Raw genomic sequence first — 14392 nt, 5'->3', positions numbered from 1 at the left:
CGGCCCGTCGTGACGATGGGCAGACGTCGGCGCTATGAGGTCAGCGGATCCGTTTGGCTGCCGGCTCCGGCACCAGCTCGCCATTGAGGCGGCGGTCGAGATAATCCTCGCATTCGCTCATCAGCGTCTCCACCTGACCATTGAAGAAGTGGTTGGCGTTGGCGACTGTGCGATGAGTAATGAGGATACCTTTCTGGGTCTTCAGTTTCTCCACAAGTCCGTTGACATCCTTTTCCGGCGCCACCTTGTCGGCCTCGCCGTTGATGATCAGGCCGGAAGAGGGGCAGGGCGCCAGGAAGGAAAAGTCGTAAGTATTCGGCTGCGGGGCAATCGACATGAAGCCCTCGATCTCCGGCCGGCGCATCAGAAGCTGCATGCCGATCCAGGCGCCGAAGGAATAGCCGGCAACCCAGCACGTCTTGGAATCGGGATGCAGGCTCTGCACCCAGTCGAGCGCGGAAGCGGCGTCGGACAGTTCACCGGCGCCATGATCGAATTCGCCCTGGCTGCGACCGATGCCCCGGAAGTTGAAGCGCAACGTCGTGAACCCTCGCTTCTGGAACATGTAGAAGAGCTGGTAGACGATCTGGTTGTTCATCGTGCCGCCGAACTGCGGATGCGGATGCAGGATGAGCGCGATGGGCGCGCTTTTTTCCTTGGAGGGCTGGTAGCGGCCTTCAAGTCGGCCGGCTGGGCCGTTGAAAATTACTTCGGGCATTGGTACTCCGGGTTTTATTTCGCGTTCGCGCTGCGTTGGACGACAACATGACTTGACTCTGGTTGTCAGCTTTTCTAAAACGCAGTTTAGAACAATTCGAAACTTGCATGGCGATCCACAGCTTCGTGGAACGTGTCATAAGGCAAGCCCGGCGGAAATTTCAAGAAAAATGCACCGCGGCCGCTGAAGCAAGCTCGTCAAGCGCAGGACTGAAGATCATGGCGCCGCCACGCCTTTATCTCGACTGGAACGCCACAGCGCCGCTGCACCCCGCAGCACGCGATGCGATCATGCGCGCCATCGACATATTCGGCAATCCGAACAGCGTGCATGGAGAGGGGCGCGCCGCCCGCGCCGCCATCGAGGGGGCACGGCGCAAGGTGGCCGCCCTTGCCGGTGCCGATCCCGGCAATTTGATCTTCACCAGTGGTGCGACGGAAGCCGCCAATCTGGTGCTGACGCCGGATTTTCGTATGGGCCGCACGCCGCTTCGGCTCGGCCATCTTTATTTTTCGGCAGTCGAACATCCGGCGGTGCGCGAAGGCGGGCGCTTCTCCAGAGACAAAATGACGGAGATCCCGGTGACGGAGGCCGGAATCGTCGACCTCGACGCGCTTGGCCGGCTGCTCGGCACCCATGACAAGGCCGCCGGCCTGCCGATGGTTGCCATCATGCTCGTCAACAACGAGACGGGTATTGTTCAGCCGGTCGAGACGGCGGCAAAGATCGTGCATGCCCATGGAGGGCTCATAGTGGTTGATGCGGTGCAGGCGGCTGGCCGCATTCCCCTTGACATCGAGCAGATCGGCGCCGATTTCATGATCGTCTCTTCGCATAAGATCGGCGGACCGAAGGGAGCCGGCGCGCTGATGGCGCGCGGCGAGGCACTGATGCCGCGGCCGCTGATCCAGGGTGGCGGACAGGAGCGAGGTCACCGGTCGGGGACGCAGAATTCACTGGCGCTAATCGGTTTCGGTGCTGCGGCCGAGGTCGCGGCGGGCGAGTTCGAGACGCGCAATGGAGCGATCGGCGCGTTGCGCGAGCGACTGGAGGCCGGCATGCGTCAGGCGGCGGCCGACGTAATCATCCACGGTGAGGGCGGCCAGCGTGTCGCCAATACGATCTTCTTTACTCTGCCGGGGCTGAAAGCAGAGACCGGGCAGATCGCCTTCGATCTTGAAGGCGTGGCGCTTTCGGCAGGGTCGGCTTGTTCGTCCGGTCGGCTCGGCGAAAGCCATGTGCTGACGGCGATGGGACGCGACCCCAAACTCGGAGCGCTGCGCATATCGCTGGGCTTTTCGACGACGGAAGAGGATATCGACCGGGCGATTGCCGCTTTTGCGAAGATCGCCTGCCGGCGCAGGTCGGCGGGCGAGGCGGCTTGACCGCATCATAAACTTGCGGAAATGCAAATTTCCGCTTGCCAATCGGGCTGAAAAGTTCCTTTTGGCCTCCTACATCAGGGCAAAGAATTTGCCCGTACGCTACAAGCTGCCGGACCTTGTATCCGGCGAGATTGGAGAACGAAATGGCTGCCGTGCAGGAAACGATCGACCAGGTGCGCCTGATCGATGTGGACCAGTACAAATACGGTTTCGAGACTGTCATCGAGATGGACAAGGCACCGAAGGGCCTGTCCGAGGATATCATCCGCTTCATTTCGGCCAAGAAGCAGGAGCCGGAGTGGATGCTGGAATGGCGTCTTGAGGCTTATCGCCGCTGGCTGACGCTGGAAGAGCCGACCTGGGCGCGCGTCAACTATCCGAAGATCGATTTCAACGACATCCATTATTACGCCGCGCCGAAGAGCGCGCCAGGCCCGAAATCGCTCGACGAGGTCGATCCGGAGCTCTTGAAGGTCTATGAGAAGCTTGGCATTCCGCTGCGCGAGCAGGAGATCCTGGCAGGCGTCGAGAAGCCGAAGATCGCCGTCGACGCCGTTTTCGACAGCGTCTCGGTCGTCACTACCTTCAAGGCGGAGCTGAAGAAGGCCGGTGTAATCTTCATGTCGATCTCGGAGGCCATTCGCGAGCATCCCGATCTCGTTCGGAAATATCTTGGCTCGGTCGTGCCGACATCGGACAACTATTACGCGACGCTGAATTCGGCTGTCTTCACCGACGGCTCCTTCGTCTTCGTGCCGAAGGGCGTTCGCTGCCCGATGGAGCTTTCCACCTATTTCCGCATCAACGAGAAGGGCACCGGCCAGTTCGAGCGCACGCTGATCATCGCGGAAGAGGGCGCCTACGTCTCCTACCTCGAAGGCTGCACGGCGCCGCAGCGCGATGAAAACCAGCTGCATGCCGCCGTGGTCGAGCTCGTGGCGCTCGACGATGCCGAAATCAAATATTCCACCGTCCAGAACTGGTATCCGGGCGATAAGGAGGGCAAGGGCGGCATCTACAACTTCGTCACCAAGCGCGGCGATTGCCGCGGCAACCGCTCGAAAATCTCCTGGACGCAGGTCGAAACCGGCTCGGCGATCACCTGGAAGTACCCCTCCTGCATCCTGCGCGGCGACGACAGCCGCGGCGAGTTCTACTCGATCGCCGTGTCGAACGGCCATCAGCAGATCGATAGCGGCACCAAGATGATCCATCTCGGCAAGAACACGTCGAGCCGCATCGTGTCCAAGGGTATCGCCGCCGGTGTTTCCAACAACACCTATCGCGGTCAGGTCTCGGCCCACCGCAAGGCGTCGAATGCGCGCAACTTCACCCAGTGCGACTCGCTGCTGATCGGCGACAAGTGCGGCGCCCATACCGTGCCCTATATCGAGGCGAAGAACTCGACGGCGCAGTTCGAGCATGAAGCGACGACATCGAAGATTTCCGAGGACCAGCTGTTTTATTGCCTGCAGCGCGGCATCCCCACCGAAGCGGCGATCGCACTGATCGTCAACGGCTTCGTCAAGGAAGTCCTGCAGGAGCTGCCGATGGAATTCGCCGTCGAGGCGCAGAAGCTGATCAGCATCTCGTTGGAAGGTAGCGTCGGCTAAACACGGTTCCGTCATCCTCGGGCTTGTCCCGAGGATCTGCGCACCTATGCGGAAATGCCGCATCGGGACAGTCGGACGGTTACAATTGAAGGCTTAGTTCCTCGGAGCTAGTCCGAGGATACGGATCGAGACCGGTGCGAACGGTCAATCAGGCGGTCCTTGAACCCGCTTTATGAACAGGAAAAATGAGATGCTTGAAATCAAGAACCTTCATGCCCGCATCGCCGAAGACGGCACCGAGATCATCCGTGGTCTCAACCTGACGGTTAAGGCCGGTGAAGTTGCCGCGATCATGGGGCCGAACGGCTCCGGCAAGTCGACACTCTCCTACGTGCTGTCGGGCCGCGAAGACTATGAAGTGACCGAGGGCGACATCCTTTATAACGGCGAGAGCATTCTCGAGCTCGATCCGTCCGAACGCGCCGCCAAGGGCATCTTCCTCGCCTTCCAGTATCCGGTCGAAATTCCCGGTGTCGCCACCATGCAGTTCCTGAAGGTTGCGATGAACGAGCAGCGCAAGGCGCGCGGAGAGGACGAGCTGACGACGCCGGATTTCATGCGCCGTGTCAAGGAAGCTGCGGCCAAGCTGCAGATCAATACCGAAATGCTGAAGCGGCCGCTCAATGTCGGCTTCTCCGGCGGCGAGAAGAAGCGCGCCGAGATCCTGCAGATGGCGCTGCTCGAGCCGAAGCTCTGTGTGCTCGACGAAACCGATTCCGGCCTCGATATCGACGCGCTGAAGATCGTTGCCGACGGCGTCAATGCGCTGCGTTCGCCTGATCGCGCCGTCGTCGTCATTACCCATTACCAGCGCCTGCTCGACTACATCGTGCCTGACACTGTCCACGTCCTCTACAAGGGCCAGGTGGTCAAGTCGGGCGACAAGACCTTGGCGCATGAGCTGGAAGCCAACGGTTACGCCGACATCATCGGCGCAGCGGCCTGAGTTCGGGTGGAAAGGACGACGTCCATGAACATGCAGACGACGAGCCGCCTCACCGCGGCCGAAACGGCGCTGATCGAGGCCTTCAACCATCAGATTGGTGACCTGCCTGGCAATGGTGCAGTGACGGCGCTGCGCGACCGGTTGCTCGATGACCTGAAGCAGGCCGGCCTGCCGACGCGCCGCATCGAAGCCTGGCACTATACCGATCTTAAGAACCTGCTACGGGCCGTGCCGGCGCAAGTGGGTGATGCAGGCTCCAACGCACTCGAACCGCTCGTTTCCGGTTCCTCGGTGCTGGCGGTAATCCAGGGCCATGCCAATCAGAAGGCGTGCGTCGATCGTCTTGGCCTTTCGGCCTATTCCGAACGGCTGGTCGACGGTTCCGCTGCCGAAAGGCTCGATGCGCTTGGTGGCGACGACGCTGTCGGCCGCATCAATGGCAGCTTCGTCCGCGACGGCTATGTCATCGACGTGCCTGATGAAACCGAGCTTGAAAACCCGCTGGAAATCCAATTCATCCATGCTGGGGGGCAGACGCATACGCGTCTTCCCGTTTCCTTCGGCGCCGGAGTCAAGGGAACGGTCGTCGAGCGTCACCGCGCGGTGACGAGCGATTCCGCCTTCGTGTCCCATGTCAGCGACATCACCGTGGGCAAAGGTGCGGAGCTGACCTGGATCATCCTGCAGCAGCAGGGCGCCGACGATACGCATCTCGGCCAGATTCGCGTCGATCTCGGCGCCGATGCCAAGCTTCGCCTGTTCGTAATCAATGCCGGCGGCAAACTGGTGCGCCAGGAGCTTCATATCAAGGTGACGGGCGAGGGCGCCGATCTGACGCTGCGCGGCATCAACCTGCTCGGGGCCGAAAGCCATACCGACGTGACGATGGTGCTTGGCCATGACGTCCCGCACACCGGTTCGACGGAAGTGATCCGCAACGTCGTGTTCGACCGCGCCAAGGGAGTCTTCCAGGGCATGATCCGGGTCGCGCCCGACGCGCAGAAGACCGACGCCAAGATGGCCTGCAACACACTCTTGATGTCCGACGACGCCGAGTTCTCGGTCAAGCCGGAGCTAGAGATCTTCGCCGACGACGTCCAGTGCGGCCACGGCGCGACAGTGACCGATATCGACGCCAACCATCTCTATTACATGATGGCGCGCGGCATCCCGGAGAAAAAGGCGCGTGCGATGCTCGTCAACGCCTTCGTCGCCGAGATCGTCGAGGAACTGGAAGACGAGGCCCTGGTCGAAGCGCTGGAAAGCGTGATTTCCGCCTGGCTCGAAAAGCACGCCTGATCGGATAAATGCCATGGACAAGATAGTGCCGGCCACTGAGTACGACGTCGAAGCCATCCGCCGGGATTTTCCAATCCTGGCGGAAAAGGTGCACGGCAAGCCGCTGGTCTATCTCGACAATGGCGCGTCCGCGCAGAAGCCGCAGGCGGTCATCGACGCGATCTCGCATGCCTACGCCCATGAATATGCCAATGTGCACCGCGGCCTGCACTACCTCTCCAATGCCGCCACGGATGCCTATGAGGCGGCACGCGAGAAGGTCCGCCGCTTCCTCAATGCGCCCTCGGTCAACGACATCGTCTTCACCAAGAATTCGACGGAGGCAATCAACACCGTCGCTTATGGCTGGGGCATGCCAGAGATTGGCGAGGGTGACGAGATCGTTCTGACGATCATGGAGCACCACTCGAACATCGTGCCCTGGCATTTCATTCGCGAGCGGCAGGGCGCCAAGTTGGTCTGGGTGCCGGTCGATGACGAAGGCGCCTTTCATATCGAGGATTTCGAGAAGAGCCTGACGGAGCGCACCAAGCTCGTCGCCATCACCCATATGTCGAATGCGCTCGGCACGATCGTTCCCGTCAAGGAAGTCTGCCGCATCGCCCATGAACGCGGTATTCCCGTGCTGATCGACGGCAGCCAGGGCGCCGTGCACCTGCCGGTGGACGTGCAGGACATCGATTGCGACTGGTACGTCATGACCGGCCACAAGCTCTATGGCCCGTCCGGCATCGGCGTGCTCTACGGCAAGAAGGAACGGCTCTCGCAGATGCGTCCATTCCAAGGCGGCGGCGAAATGATCTTTGAAGTCGCCGAGGACGCTGTAACCTATAACGATCCGCCGCATCGCTTCGAGGCCGGCACGCCGCCGATCGTGCAGGCGATCGGGCTCGGTTACGCGCTCGACTATATGGAGCAGATCGGCCGTGAGGCGATCGCTCGGCATGAGGCTGATCTCGCGGCTTACGCGGCCGAGCGCCTTCGGTCAGTCAATTCGCTGCGGATGTTCGGGACAGCGCCCGACAAGGGCAGCATCTTCTCCTTCGAGCTCGCCGGCATCCACGCCCATGACGTCTCGATGGTGATCGACCGGCACGGCATTGCTGTGCGGGCCGGCACGCATTGCGCCATGCCGCTCTTGAAACGTTTCGGCGTTACCTCCACATGCCGTGCATCGTTCGGCATGTACAATACCCGCGCCGAGGTCGATGCCCTGGCCGATGCGCTTGATTATGCGCGCAAGTTCTTTGCCTGAGGAGTGTCCGTGATGAGCCTGGACGAAAGCGAACAGAAGATCGACGTGCGCGAAGGCATCGTGCATTCGAGCATCCCGGCCGATGAACTGGCGCGGCTCAGCGACGACGTCATCGCCGCGCTGAAAACCGTCTACGATCCGGAAATTCCAGCCGACATCTTCGAGCTCGGTCTGGTCTACAAGATCGATATCGAGGACGACCGGATGGTGAAGATCATGATGACGCTGACCGCGCCCGGCTGCCCGGTTGCCGGCGAGATGCCCGGTTGGGTGGAGAATGCCGTCGGCGCCGTCGAAGGCGTGTCAGGGGTCGAGGTCGAAATGACCTTCGATCCGCCGTGGACGCCGGACCGCATGTCCGAGGAGGCGCAGGTCGCCGTCGGCTGGTACTGAGCTGCGCTAGTAGGCAGTACCACGCGCGGTATTGATCCGTTTACCTCGGGCGACTACATTTGATGCACGAAGCACCGGATCTTGACCCCGGTTGTGGAAGGAGATGAAGCCGATGGGCTTTGCAGTGATGAGCATGACGGAAGGGGCTGCCGCCCGCGTCAAGGCGATCGTCGGAAATTCCGGACCGGACGCCAAGGGCATTCGTGTCGGCATCAAGAAGGGCGGCTGCGCCGGGATGGAGTACACCATCGATCTGGTGACCGAGCCGAATGCCAAGGATGACCTGATCGAGCGCGACGGCGCCAAGGTCTGGGTCGAACCGTCAGCAGTGCTTTATCTTCTCGGCACCGAAATGGGCTTCGAGCAGACTACGCTCCGCTCCGGCTTCACCTTCACCAATCCGAACCAGACATCGGCCTGCGGCTGCGGCGAATCCGTCGAGCTGAAGCCCGCTGACCTCGCGGCCCTCGCTGCACAGCGCCAGGTCGAGCCGGCGCATTCCTGACAGCCGGTCGGACTGACCAGAATTCTCCGCCAGCCAATCGCTGATGAAGTATCGGCGTGCTTAGTCGCGCTTGATGCTCATCAGCATTTCCCAAATATCGGCGCCGGTGTCGAAGACCGCGGCGTTCGCCTTGTGGCTCTGCTCGGCTTCGATCATGGCGGTCAGCTCGTTGGCGAGATCAACATTCAGCGTCGTGGGCTCGACTATGGCTCGAACGCCTGGCTCGGTGGAGGTGAGGCTGGTGTTGAGCCTGGCGTAATCGGGCGTGCTGCTGTTTGCGATGTTGTTGGCGATCGCGCCGACCCGCGCCGTCTGCGCCCGCATACCCGAAAGAGCAGTGTTGGTGATGCCCGATATGCTCATCAGCCGTTTCCTAAAGCGTCTGGATGGTACGCTTGTATCTGCAATGATTTAGGGAATGCTGAAGGCGTTGCGTTAGCAAAAGATGGGCAAGCGCGGGGTTCGTGCCACCTTCCTGTCTCGAACTGGGACAAGACGGAGGAATATGAGCCGGCCTGCTATCGAGACGCCACCCAGTCGTGCCAGTCGCTTTCGCTGCCGTTAAAGACGTTGAGGTCGATCTTGCCATCGACGCCGTCGGAGAGGCCGGAGCCGGAATACTGCCAGAAGACCCACTTGCGGCCGGGATAGACCTTGGAGGGGTGGGCGGCTACCGATCGCAGCCAGAAGGGATAATCGAGCAGCTCGCCCTTCAAATTGTCGCGGTAAAAGTCCGGCGCGGTGTAGATGATCGGACGCTGCCCATAATGGCGTTCCACCTTATCCAGGAACACCTGCATCTTCTCCAGGACGCGCTTGCGAGAGATTCTTTGCTTGCATCTCGACTCGCCGTTCCATTCGACGTCGATAACAGGCGGAAGCGCGTTGGCTTCCTTTGGCACATTGCGAATGAACCAGTCGGCCTGTTCGCCGGCAGTTCGGCACCAGTAGAAGAAGTGATAGGCGCCGTGCTTCAGTCCGGCCTCCCTGGCGCGGCGCCAGTTCTTCTTGAACATCGGATCGAGGTGATCGCCACCATCCGTTGCCTTTATGTAGACGAAGTTCGCACCTTGCTTTCGCAGCGTCTCCCAGTCGATCTCGCCCTGCCAGCGCGAGACGTCGACGCCATGCACGGCAAGCTTTCTCGGCGAAATCTTGCCGAAATTGATCGGCTTGGCATCACCGAAGCGGTGGCCGTAGATTCGCGAGCGTGTCGGCGATTTCGGTCCGGCATCGGGGGCGATCCCCGGATTCTCGGGCATAAGCATCGCAACGGGGCGTTCCGTCGGCATCGGCATGCCGACCGCCCCGTCTGCCGGCACGAGCGCCTGCGGCTCCGGAACCGATCCGGTCCAGCTCAACGCCTGCTGCGGCTTGCTTGCCTGCGGGACAGGACCACCCACGGCAGCAGCCGGAATCGGGCCGCTCGGCTTCGTGATCGCATTGGTGGTTTCCGCAGAAGGCACAGGGCTGAGCACATCTTCGGCGCCGGAACTTGCGGCGCATCCCGACAGGATCAGGGTGGCGAGGAGAATTGCTGGCACAGCCGATGGACGCATAGGAACCCGCACGCAAAACAGAGATCGACGGCAACATCCATGATGAATGGAAACCGCCCATTTCGAATTGCTAACAGAGACTTGCTAAGAAAGATTGAATTTGAATCGCGTGCTACGGAATGGCTGCGTCGGGTCGAGCCCGTGCGGCGCATGAACGGCCGAACTGCAGGCGGCCCCTCCCGCACTGGCGGGAGGGGCTTGCGGACTTCATGTTACTCCGCAGCCTCCGCATAACTCTCGACCGGCGGGCAGGTGCAGATGAGGTTGCGGTCGCCATAGACATTGTCGACCCGGTTGACCGGCGACCAGTATTTGTCGACGCGGAAGGCGCCGGGCGGGAAGCAGGCCTGCTCGCGACTATAGGGTCTATCCCACTCGCCGACGAGATCTTCCACCGTGTGGGGGGCGTTCTTCAGCGGGTTGTTGATCTTGTCCATGCGGCCTTCCTCGATGGCGCGGGCTTCCTCGCGGATGGCCAGCATGGCCTCGCAAAAGCGGTCGAGTTCGGCCTTGGTCTCGCTTTCCGTCGGCTCGATCATCAGCGTGCCGGCGACCGGCCAGCTCATCGTCGGAGCATGGAAGCCGCAATCGATCAGGCGCTTGGCGACATCGTCTACTGTCACGCCTGCGCTGTCGACCAGCGGGCGGGTGTCGATGATGCATTCATGCGCGACGCGGCCGGTCTGCGACTTGTAGAGCACGTCATAGGCGCCCTTCAGCCGGCTGGCGATGTAGTTGGCGTTGAGGATCGCCACCTTGGTCGCCTGCGTCAGGCCTTCGCCTCCCATCATCAGGCAGTAGCTCCAGGAAATCGGCAGGATCGATGCCGAGCCGAAGGCTGCCGCCGAAACCGCACCCGGACGGCCGTCGGTTTCCGGGTGGCCTGGCAGGTGGGGCGCCAGATGCGCCTTGACGCCGATCGGGCCCATGCCGGGGCCGCCACCGCCATGCGGAATGCAGAAGGTCTTGTGCAGGTTGAGGTGGGAGACGTCGGAGCCGATGTCACCGGGTCGGGACAGCCCGACCATGGCGTTCATGTTGGCGCCGTCGAGATAGACCTGGCCACCATGCTGATGCACCAGATCGCAGATTTCCTTGACTGTTTCCTCGAACACGCCGTGGGTCGAGGGATAGGTGATCATGCAGCAGGACAGATTGGCCGCATGCTCCTCAGCCTTGGCGCGGAAATCGTCCATGTCGATGTCGCCATTTTCGCGGACCTTGACGACCACGACCTTCATGCCGACCATCTGAGCCGAGGCAGGGTTGGTGCCGTGCGCGGAGGTCGGGATCAGGCAGACGTCGCGGTGGCCTTGGCCGTTGGCGATATGGTAGTTGCGGATCGTCAGCAGGCCGGCATATTCGCCTTGAGCGCCGGAATTCGGCTGCATGGAAAAGGCATCGTAGCCGGTCACGGCGCAGAGCTTTTCCGTGAAGTCATCGATCATCTCGCGGTAGCCGAGCGCCTGGTCCGCGGGCACGAAGGGATGGATGTCGGAAAATTCCGGCCAGGTGATCGGCAGCATTTCCGCTGTCGCATTCAGCTTCATCGTGCAGGAGCCAAGCGGGATCATCGCGCGGTCGAGCGCGAGATCACGGTCGGAAAGCCTGCGGATGTAACGCGTCATTTCGCTTTCGGCCCGGTTCATGTGGAAGATCGGGTGGGTGAGATAATCGCTGGTCCTGAGCAGGCCCTTCGGCAGGCGATAGGAAGACTCGAAATCTGCGATCGCGAAACTGCCGCCGAAGGCGCGCCAGACGGCTTCGAGTGTCGCAGGCCGCGTGCGTTCGTCGAGGCTCATGCCGATCTTGGTCTCGCCGACCTTGCGCAGATTGACGCCTTCGGCGACACCGGCGCGCAAAATCAGGCCCTGCATATGGCCGACATCGACGGTGATCGTGTCGAAGAAGCTTTCCGGCTCGACCTTATAGCCGAGCTTCTCCAGACCCTTGGCCATCAGCACGGCCTTCTGGTGCACCTGCTGGGCAATCGCCTTGATGCCCTTCGGACCATGGAAGACGGCGTACATGGAGGCCATGACGGCGAGCAGCACCTGGGCGGTGCAGATGTTGGATGTCGCCTTTTCACGGCGGATATGCTGCTCGCGTGTCTGCAGTGAGAGGCGGTAGGCGCGGTTGCCGCGGGCGTCTACGGACACGCCGACGAGTCGGCCGGGCATGGAACGCTTGATGGCATCCTTGACGGCCATATAGGCGGCATGCGGACCGCCGTAGCCGACGGGGACACCGAAACGTTGCGAGGAGCCGACGGCGATGTCGGCACCCATTTCGCCAGGCGATTTCAACAACGTCAGCGCCAGAATGTCGGCTGCGACCACGGCGATGGCGCCGGTCTGGTGCAGGCGGGAGATCAGGCCGGTGAAATCATGCACGTGACCATGTGTGCCGGGATACTGGAAAATCGCGCCGAAGACGTCGACGGGATCGAGATCGGTGAAGGGATTGCCGACGATGACCTGCCAGCCGAGCGGCTCGGCGCGGGTGCGGATGAGAGCGATCGTCTGCGGATGGCAGTCGGCATCGACGAAGAAGGCCTTCGCCTTGGACTTCGAGACGCGCTCGGCCATCGCCATGCCTTCGGCGGCGGCGGTCGCCTCGTCGAGCAGCGAGGCATTGGCTACGTCAAGACCGGTGAGGTCTGAGATCATCGTCTGGTAGTTCAGCAGCGCTTCGAGGCGCCCCTGGCTGATCTCCGGCTGGTAGGGCGTATAGGCCGTGTACCAGGCTGGATTTTCCAGGATGTTGCGCTGGATCACCGGCGGCGTGATCGTGCCGTAGTAACCCTGGCCGATCAGCGAAACGAGCACCTTGTTCTTGTTGGCGGTCTCGCGCAGCTTATCGAGCGCCTCGCGCTCGGTCATCGGCGCGCCCCAGACGAGCGGCGCCTTCTGGCGGATGGCGGGCGGCAGCGTCGCGTCGATCAAGCCGTCGAGGCTGTTATAACCGATCACCTTCAGCATCTCGGTCATTTCGGACGGCGAGGGGCCGATATGACGGCGATTGGCGAAATCGTAGGGCTGATAGTCGGTGAACTGGAATTCGGTCGGCGTTGTCATTACGCGATGAGCTCCTTGTAGGCGGCCTCGTCGAGCAGGCCGTCAGCATCAGCGGGGTTCTTGAGCTTCAACTTGAAGAACCAGCCGGCGCCTTGAGGATCGGAATTGATGAGCGACGGATCGGCGACGATCGCCTCGTTGACCGCGGTGATCTCGCCGTCGAGCGGACAATAAACCTCGGAGGCTGCCTTGACAGACTCGACGGTCGCCGCATCGTCGTTCTTGGCGAAGCTCTTGCCGACTTCGGGCAATTCGACGAAAACGAGATCGCCAAGCTGTTCGACGGCATAGGTGGTGATGCCGACGGTTGCGACATCGCCGTCGAGCTCGAGCCATTCATGTTCAGCGGTAAATTTCAGCATGGAAAAAATCCTTTCGGGAAACGGGTTCAGCGTTTGTAGGTCGGCGTAACGAAGGGCAGGGCAGAGACGGTGACGGGCAGGAACTTGCCGCGCACTTCGGCATAGACTTGGTTGCCTACCGCAGCATGGGAGATCGGCAGGTAGCCCATGGCGACGGGACCTTCGACGCTCGGGCCGAAGCCGCCTGAAGTGACTTCGCCGATTTCGGTCTTGCCCTCGGCATCGGCGTAGAGCTTGGCATGGCCGCGCACCGGCGCCTTGCCTTCCGGTTTCAGGCCGACACGGCGGCGGGCTGCCCCATTTTCGAGTTCGGAGAGGATGCGGCCGGAGCCGGGGAAACCGCCGGCCCGCGCGCCGCCTGCGCGCCTTGCCTTCTGCATCGCCCATTCGAGGGCCGCCTCGACCGGCGAGGTGGTCGTGTCGATATCGTTGCCGTAAAGGCAGAGGCCTGCTTCCAGGCGCAGCGAATCGCGCGCGCCGAGGCCGATCGCCTGGACGTCGGGATGTTCGAGCAACCGCATGGCGACATCTTCGGCCTTATCAGCCGGGATGGAGATTTCGAAGCCGTCCTCGCCGCTATAGCCGGAGCGCGAGACCAGGCAGGAAATGTCGTGCAGGCGGCAGTGGCGCACGTCCATGAATTTCATCGCCGCGACGTCGGCCCAGAGTTCGGCGAGAACCTCGACCGCGCGCGGCCCCTGCAACGCGATCAAAGCGCGGTTCAGAAGGGTGATGTCGCACTGGTCGCCGATATTGGCCTGCAGATGGGCGAGATCGGCCTCCTTGCAGGCGGCGTTGACGACGACGAAAAGGTGGTCGTCGACATGGGTGATCATCAGATCGTCGAGAATGCCGCCGGTATCGTCGGTGAAGAAGCCATAGCGCTGTCGGCCTTCGGCCAGCCCGAGAATATCGACCGGCACCAGGCTTTCGAGCGCCAGCGCCGCATCCTCGTAAGTGCCCGACTTCGCCTTCACGATGATCTGGCCCATATGCGAGACATCGAACAGGCCGGCCTCGGTGCGGGTATGAAGATGCTCCTTCATCACGCCTGCGGGATATTGCACCGGCATGTCGTAGCCCGCAAACGGCACCATGCGGGCGCCGAGCGACAGATGCAGGGCATGCAGCGGGGTTTTCTTAAGGGCAGCAGTATCGTCCAAACGACGCCTCCGGGGTTTGCGCCTTGTTGAAAAGGCGCGGGCTCAAATCTGAAGGCGCGGCTGCGCGCTTCTCTCCTGAGCCCCTCTGTCCTTGACGCCTGAGATTGTTATCCCTTC

Annotated in this window: 13 protein-coding genes; 7 read left to right on the top strand and 6 right to left on the bottom strand. The window is 61.7% G+C overall.

Annotated elements, in window-relative coordinates; all coding sequences use genetic code 11:
• Positions 1-40: 40 nt before the first annotated feature.
• Positions 41-718 (bottom strand): alpha/beta hydrolase, encoded by a 678-nt coding sequence (locus J2J98_RS11310; RefSeq protein ID WP_064705075.1) that lies wholly within the window; start codon positions 716-718, stop codon positions 41-43.
• Between the two features lie 218 nt (positions 719-936).
• On the opposite strand from J2J98_RS11310, the gene J2J98_RS11305 reads away from it, so the two are divergent.
• The 7 genes from J2J98_RS11305 (at position 937) to sufA (ending at position 8114) form a co-directional block, all read left to right on the top strand.
• Entirely contained in the window at positions 937-2103 is a 1167-nt protein-coding gene (locus J2J98_RS11305; RefSeq protein ID WP_207601088.1) for a cysteine desulfurase family protein, read from the top strand.
• Positions 2104-2246: 143 nt separating this feature from the next.
• Entirely contained in the window at positions 2247-3716 is a 1470-nt protein-coding gene (gene sufB, locus J2J98_RS11300; RefSeq protein WP_064705073.1) for a Fe-S cluster assembly protein SufB, read from the top strand.
• Positions 3717-3906: 190 nt separating this feature from the next.
• Positions 3907-4662, top strand: a complete 756-nt coding sequence (gene sufC / locus J2J98_RS11295) for a Fe-S cluster assembly ATPase SufC (protein ID WP_138395254.1) — start codon at positions 3907-3909, stop codon at positions 4660-4662.
• A gap of 24 nt (positions 4663-4686) precedes the next feature.
• The gene (gene sufD, locus J2J98_RS11290; protein ID WP_207601087.1) at positions 4687-5961 is read left to right on the top strand and encodes a Fe-S cluster assembly protein SufD; all 1275 of its coding nucleotides are present in this window, start codon (positions 4687-4689) and stop codon (positions 5959-5961) included.
• 13 nt (positions 5962-5974) lie between these two features.
• Entirely contained in the window at positions 5975-7216 is a 1242-nt protein-coding gene (locus J2J98_RS11285) for a cysteine desulfurase (RefSeq protein WP_207601086.1), read from the top strand.
• A gap of 12 nt (positions 7217-7228) precedes the next feature.
• On the top strand, positions 7229-7609 hold the full coding sequence (locus J2J98_RS11280; RefSeq protein WP_064705069.1) for an SUF system Fe-S cluster assembly protein: 381 nt from the start codon (positions 7229-7231) through the stop codon (positions 7607-7609).
• Between the two features lie 112 nt (positions 7610-7721).
• Positions 7722-8114 carry a Fe-S cluster assembly scaffold SufA gene (gene sufA / locus J2J98_RS11275; protein ID WP_207601085.1) on the top strand — a complete coding sequence of 131 codons (393 nt, stop codon included), beginning with the start codon at positions 7722-7724 and terminating at the stop codon, positions 8112-8114.
• Between the two features lie 60 nt (positions 8115-8174).
• Here the strand turns inward: sufA and J2J98_RS11270 are convergent, their stop codons facing one another.
• The 5 genes from J2J98_RS11270 to gcvT form a co-directional block, all read right to left on the bottom strand.
• Entirely contained in the window at positions 8175-8477 is a 303-nt protein-coding gene (locus J2J98_RS11270) for a flagellar basal body protein (RefSeq protein WP_207601084.1), read from the bottom strand.
• Positions 8478-8632: 155 nt separating this feature from the next.
• Complete coding sequence (locus J2J98_RS11265; RefSeq protein ID WP_207601083.1) at positions 8633-9673, bottom strand: glycoside hydrolase family 25 protein; 1041 nt, start codon at positions 9671-9673, stop codon at positions 8633-8635.
• A gap of 212 nt (positions 9674-9885) precedes the next feature.
• On the bottom strand, positions 9886-12750 hold the full coding sequence (gene gcvP / locus J2J98_RS11260; RefSeq protein ID WP_207601082.1) for an aminomethyl-transferring glycine dehydrogenase: 2865 nt from the start codon (positions 12748-12750) through the stop codon (positions 9886-9888).
• The gene (gene gcvH / locus J2J98_RS11255) at positions 12750-13112 is read right to left on the bottom strand and encodes a glycine cleavage system protein GcvH (RefSeq protein ID WP_064705064.1); all 363 of its coding nucleotides are present in this window, start codon (positions 13110-13112) and stop codon (positions 12750-12752) included. Before gcvH ends, gcvP begins: the two co-directional genes overlap by 1 nt.
• Positions 13113-13138: 26 nt before the next feature.
• Positions 13139-14275: a glycine cleavage system aminomethyltransferase GcvT gene (gcvT, locus tag J2J98_RS11250; protein WP_207601081.1), complete on the bottom strand. Its 1137-nt coding sequence runs from the start codon at positions 14273-14275 to the stop codon at positions 13139-13141.
• Positions 14276-14392 lie beyond the last annotated feature (117 nt).

Source organism: Rhizobium bangladeshense (assembly GCF_017357245.1).
Classification (GTDB): domain Bacteria; phylum Pseudomonadota; class Alphaproteobacteria; order Rhizobiales; family Rhizobiaceae; genus Rhizobium; species Rhizobium bangladeshense.
This window is presented reverse-complemented; position numbering and strand designations above follow the sequence as displayed.

Coding starts and splice junctions, on each gene's coding strand:
- J2J98_RS11285 (WP_207601086.1), top strand. CDS start 5,975: ATGGACAAGATAGTGCCGGCCACTGAGTACGACGTCGAAGCCATCCGC.
- J2J98_RS11270 (WP_207601084.1), bottom strand. CDS start 8,477: ATGAGCATATCGGGCATCACCAACACTGCTCTTTCGGGTATGCGGGCG.
- J2J98_RS11310 (WP_064705075.1), bottom strand. CDS start 718: ATGCCCGAAGTAATTTTCAACGGCCCAGCCGGCCGACTTGAAGGCCGC.
- sufB (WP_064705073.1), top strand. CDS start 2,247: ATGGCTGCCGTGCAGGAAACGATCGACCAGGTGCGCCTGATCGATGTG.
- J2J98_RS11280 (WP_064705069.1), top strand. CDS start 7,229: ATGAGCCTGGACGAAAGCGAACAGAAGATCGACGTGCGCGAAGGCATC.
- J2J98_RS11265 (WP_207601083.1), bottom strand. CDS start 9,673: ATGCGTCCATCGGCTGTGCCAGCAATTCTCCTCGCCACCCTGATCCTG.
- gcvH (WP_064705064.1), bottom strand. CDS start 13,112: ATGCTGAAATTTACCGCTGAACATGAATGGCTCGAGCTCGACGGCGAT.
- J2J98_RS11305 (WP_207601088.1), top strand. CDS start 937: ATGGCGCCGCCACGCCTTTATCTCGACTGGAACGCCACAGCGCCGCTG.
- sufD (WP_207601087.1), top strand. CDS start 4,687: ATGAACATGCAGACGACGAGCCGCCTCACCGCGGCCGAAACGGCGCTG.
- sufA (WP_207601085.1), top strand. CDS start 7,722: ATGGGCTTTGCAGTGATGAGCATGACGGAAGGGGCTGCCGCCCGCGTC.
- gcvP (WP_207601082.1), bottom strand. CDS start 12,750: ATGACAACGCCGACCGAATTCCAGTTCACCGACTATCAGCCCTACGAT.
- sufC (WP_138395254.1), top strand. CDS start 3,907: ATGCTTGAAATCAAGAACCTTCATGCCCGCATCGCCGAAGACGGCACC.